The organism is Sphingomonas sp., assembly GCF_019746015.1.
Classification (GTDB): domain Bacteria; phylum Pseudomonadota; class Alphaproteobacteria; order Sphingomonadales; family Sphingomonadaceae; genus Sphingomonas.
The window spans coordinates 1-4,422 of record NZ_JAIESM010000011.1 but is presented as its reverse complement, the minus strand read 5'-3'; the positions used below and the strand labels follow the sequence as shown (position 1 = coordinate 4,422).

The window sequence follows — 4,422 nt, the reverse complement described above, 5'->3', positions numbered from 1 at the left end:
CCGATCTTCATATGCTCGGCAATCGCGCGTTCGTAGAAGCGGTTGGCCTGGCCCGGCAGCTTCAGCTCGCCATGGAGCGGCTTGTCGGACACGCACAGCAATGTGCCATAGGGAACGCGGAAGCGATAACCCTGGGCCGCGATGGTCGCCGATTCCATGTCGATGCCGACCGCGCGGCTCTGCGAAAAGCGCAGCGCCGATTTGGAATAGCGCAGCTCCCAGTTGCGATCATCAGTCGTCACGATGGTGCCGGTGCGCAGGCGCCGCTTCAGCTCCTCGCCAGACTGGCCCGAGACGGTCTCCGCCGCGCGGGCAAGCGCCAGCTGCACCTCGGCAATGGCGGGCACCGGAATTTCGGGCGGCAGCACATCGTCGAGCACATGGTCGTCGCGCAGATAGGCGTGCGCCAGCACATAGTCGCCGATCCGCTGGCTCGGCCGCAGCCCGCCACAATGGCCGATCATCAGCCACGCCTCCGGCCGCACCACCGCCAGATGATCGGTAATCGTCTTGGCGTTCGACGGGCCGACGCCGATATTGACGAGCGTAATGCCGGTGCGATCGGGCGCGATCAGGTGATAGGCCGGCATCTGGTGCCGGCGCCAGGCACTGTCGGTAACCAGCTTGTCGGCATCGTCGCCCGCCTCGATGATGATGCCGCCCGCGCCCGACACGGCGGTATAGCGCGACTCAGGCCCCAGCTGGTCGCACGCCCAGCGAACAAATTCATCGACATAGCGGTGATAGTTGGTGAACAGCACGAAGCGCTGCACATGTTCGGGCGGGGTGCCGGTGTAGTGGCGCAGCCGTGCCAGGCTGAAATCGGTGCGCAGACCGTCGAACAGCGCGAGCGGCCGGTGGGTTTCGGTGGCCCACAGCCCGTCGGCAATCTCGTCGCCGATATGGGCCAGCTCGGTCGCCGGGAAATAGCGCGCCAGATCGCTTGCCGACACTTCATCCAGGCTCAGCGCATGGCCGGGATCGAGCACATAGGGGAAGGGAATTTCCTGGCGCCCCGGCACCGCTTCCACGGTAACGTCGTAATCCTCGATCAGCAGGGTCAGCTGTTCGATGAGATAACCGGCATAGAGCGCGGGTTTGGTAACGCTGATCGAATAATCGCCGGGCGTTACCAGCCGGCCGAAGGAGCGGGCGGGCGCGACGCGGTCCGGCCCCCCGTGAAAATGCAGTCTGATTTCGGGATAGGCAAAGCTGCCATCCTGCCGGCTTTCCGGCGGCGGCACGGTGCCGTCGGTCAGATAGGCGATCAGCGCAGCCTGAAGCCGTGCGACCGATGCCGCATAGAGCCGATCGAGATCGGCGACGATGTGCTCTGCCTGGGTCATCGCGCCAGCGCTAGGCGAGAGGCGCCATGCTGGCAAGGGGCGGTTCGCCGCGCCCAAAAGGCGGTGGCGCGACGGGCTTTGTGGTGCCCGCCGCGCCGCGTGCGCCTTAGAGCTGTGCGAGCATGTGCTCGGCCGAGCTGACCTTGAACTCGCCCGGGCCTTCGACGTTCAGCTGGGTGACCACACCGTCTTCGATCAGCATCGAATAACGCTGGCTGCGGGTGCCCATGCCGAACTTGCTGCCGTCCATGGTCAGGCCCACGGCTTCGGCGAAGGTGCCGTTGCCATCGGCCAGCATCGTCACCGTCTCACCCGTGCTGCTGGTCTTGGCCCAGGCACCCATCACGAACGCGTCGTTGACTGAGGTGCAGGCGATTTCGTCGATGCCTTTGGCCTTCAGCTCGCCCGCCTTTTCGATGAAACCGGGCAGGTGCTTGGCCGAGCAGGTGGGGGTGAAGGCACCCGGCACCGCGAACAGCGCAACCTTGCGCCCGGCGAAATAGGTATCGCTGTCAACCGCTTCCAGGCCGGCATCGCCGGGCTTGGTGAAGGTAACCTGGGGGATCTTGTCACCGACCTTGATCGTCATTCTCGCCTCGTTTTGCTAAGGGGTTGCCGGGGTCCTCTAGCCGCCACAGGCTCGGTTGAGAAGCGTGGTGTGCGAACAAAAGCGCGCAGTTGCGGGCAACGGGTGCTGGCAATCTGCTGCCTTCGGGGCGATAGGGAAAGCGAAGGGAAGCGATGCCGTGGCGCCGAAGCCGCTTTATCTGACCGGTCAGTTCCTGCTGGCGATGCCGGGCATCGGCGATCCGCGTTTCGACCATGCCGTGATCGCGATGTGCGCGCATGACGAGAACGGCGCGCTGGGCATCGGCATCGGCGCCGAGATTGCCGGGCTTGGCCTGCACGACCTGCTTGAGCAGCTGGAGATAGAGTGTGGCGACGTGGCCAATGCGCCGGTGTGCGTGGGTGGCCCGGTCGAGCAGGGGCGCGGCTTCGTGCTGCACTCCACCGACTGGGAAGGGCAGGGGACAGTGAGCGTCGCCGGGCGCTGGGCATTGTCGGGCTCGCTCGATGTGCTGAAGGCAATTGCCGCCGGGCAGGGGCCAAGCCGGTGGCAGGTGGCGCTGGGCTATGCCGGCTGGGGCGAGGGGCAGCTGGATGCGGAAATGACGCGGCATGGCTGGTTCAACGCCAGCGCCGACGCGGGGCTGATCTTCGACACGCCCGTTGCCGAGCGCTGGCAGCGCGGCTTTCTGGAGGCGGGCATTGATCCCCGCCTGTTGAGCAGCGGCGCTGGCACGGCCTAGGATTTGCTGCCCCCGCGGCGCCGGCGATTTCACGGCATGGTAAGGTTGCTGCGATAGGGGGAGGCCATGGCGATCTGGTCTCAGCTATCGACATATCTGGCGGACCAGTTCGGTGCCGCGCTGATCGTCCTGTGCGTGCTGAGCGCGCTGGAACTGATGTTTCCGGCAGGACGCCAGAGCGTCGGCGGGCGTGTTGCCGGGCTGGCCTTCTGGATAATCTACCTGCCCGTCGCCACGCTGGCGATGAACGGGTTCGGCATGATGTGGCAGGCGCTGGGGGTGCGGCCCCTGGCCGTGCTGCATCTGGATACCGATTGGGCCGGCCCGCTGGCTGTGCTGATCGGTCCGGTCGTTGGCGCGCTGGTCTATGACTTTTTCTTCTATTGGTATCATCGGGCGCAGCATCGCTGGTTCTGGCGCTTTCATGCCGTGCACCATTCGATCCGCGAGTTGAACACGGTCAACAGCTATCATCACCTGAGCGAGGTGGTCTTCCAGTCCGCCGGGCTGATGCTGCCCGCCAGCCTGTTTCTGGTGGATGGTGGCCTGGGCGCGCCGGTGGTGGTGGTGCTGATCCGTTTCCACGCCTCCTTCATCCATTCTTCGACGCGCTTGCATCTGGGGCCGCTGCGGCTGTTCTTGTGCGACAACCGCTTCCACCGCATCCATCACAGCCTGGAAGAGCGGCATTTCGACCGCAATTTCGGCGCCTTCACCACGCTGTGGGACCGGGTGTTCGGCACGGCACATTTTCCGGAACCGGATGAATGGCCCGCCACTGGGCTGGAGGGCGTCGCGCAGCCGGAAACGGTTGGTGCGTGGCTGGCGCTGCCGATGACGATCGGCAGGCCTGCCGCCCCCGCCCATGGGGCCATTCCGACCGCCGCTGCCCACGGGCAGATATAAAGACATCTTTATATTTGATTTGCCGGTCGAGCGGCGCTATGGCGCGCGCAGGCTGGGCGGCGTTGGGCCGTCCCCGGCCCTAAATTCTCACCTCTGGGAGACCTGTACGTGGCCACCATTCTTGAGCGCACCGATGACTATGTCGTCGCGGACATCAGCCTTGCCGATTTCGGCCGCAAGGAAATCGCGATCGCCGAAACCGAAATGCCGGGCCTGATGGCGCTGCGCGCGGAATATGGCGCGGCACAGCCGCTGAAGGGCGCACGGATCACCGGCAGCCTGCACATGACCATCCAGACCGCCGTGCTGATCGAAACGCTGACCGCGCTGGGTGCCGACGTGCGCTGGGCGACCTGCAACATCTTCTCCACGCAGGATCACGCCGCCGCTGCCATCGCCGCCTCGGGCGTGCCGGTGTTCGCGATCAAGGGTGAGAGCCTGGCCGATTACTGGGATTATGTCGGCCGCATCTTCGATTGGGATGACGGCACCGGCCAGACCGCCAACATGATTCTGGACGATGGCGGCGACGCGACGATGTTCGCGCTGTGGGGCGCCAAGCTGGAAGCCGGCCACACCCTGCCCGAGCCCGAAAATGAGGAAGAAGTCGAGTTCCAGCGCGCGCTGAAGGCGTTCATCGCGGCGAAGCCCGGCTACCTCACCGAGTCGGTCAAGAACATCAAGGGCGTGTCGGAAGAGACCACCACCGGCGTTCACCGTCTCTATGCCATCGCCAAGAAGGGCGAGCTGCCCTTCCCCGCGATCAACGTGAACGACAGCGTCACCAAGTCGAAGTTCGACAACCTCTATGGCTGCAAGGAATCGCTGGTCGACGCGATCCGTCGCGGCACCGACGTGAT

General features: G+C 65.1%; 5 protein-coding genes. 3 read left to right on the top strand and 2 right to left on the bottom strand.

Going from position 1 to position 4,422, the window contains the following annotated elements; translation table 11 throughout:
• Together K2Y03_RS02250 and K2Y03_RS02245 are read right to left on the bottom strand one after the other, a co-directional pair.
• Positions 1 to 1,346 (bottom strand): AMP nucleosidase (locus K2Y03_RS02250; protein WP_294087885.1); only part of this gene is annotated, 1,346 nt, incomplete at its 3' end.
• A 106-nt stretch (positions 1,347 to 1,452) separates the two neighbouring features.
• Positions 1,453 to 1,935, bottom strand: a complete 483-nt coding sequence (locus tag K2Y03_RS02245; protein WP_294087884.1) for a peroxiredoxin — start codon at positions 1,933 to 1,935, stop codon at positions 1,453 to 1,455.
• Between the two features lie 202 nt (positions 1,936 to 2,137).
• Between K2Y03_RS02245 and K2Y03_RS02240 the strand changes: the two genes are divergently transcribed.
• The 3 genes from K2Y03_RS02240 to K2Y03_RS02230 all read left to right on the top strand — a co-directional run.
• Entirely contained in the window at positions 2,138 to 2,656 is a 519-nt protein-coding gene (locus K2Y03_RS02240) for a YqgE/AlgH family protein (RefSeq protein WP_294087886.1), read from the top strand.
• Positions 2,657 to 2,722: 66 nt separating this feature from the next.
• Positions 2,723 to 3,562 carry a sterol desaturase family protein gene (locus K2Y03_RS02235; protein WP_294087881.1) on the top strand — a complete coding sequence of 280 codons (840 nt, stop codon included), beginning with the start codon at positions 2,723 to 2,725 and terminating at the stop codon, positions 3,560 to 3,562.
• Positions 3,563 to 3,670: 108 nt separating this feature from the next.
• Positions 3,671 to 4,422: adenosylhomocysteinase (locus K2Y03_RS02230; RefSeq protein WP_294087880.1), on the top strand; the 752-nt coding region annotated here is incomplete at its 3' end.

Excerpts from the sequence above, each read along its gene's own strand:
- K2Y03_RS02240 (WP_294087886.1), top strand. The coding sequence starts at position 2,138 with ATGCCGGGCATCGGCGATCCGCGTTTCGACCATGCCGTGATCGCGATG.
- K2Y03_RS02245 (WP_294087884.1), bottom strand. The coding sequence starts at position 1,935 with ATGACGATCAAGGTCGGTGACAAGATCCCCCAGGTTACCTTCACCAAG.
- K2Y03_RS02235 (WP_294087881.1), top strand. The coding sequence starts at position 2,723 with ATGGCGATCTGGTCTCAGCTATCGACATATCTGGCGGACCAGTTCGGT.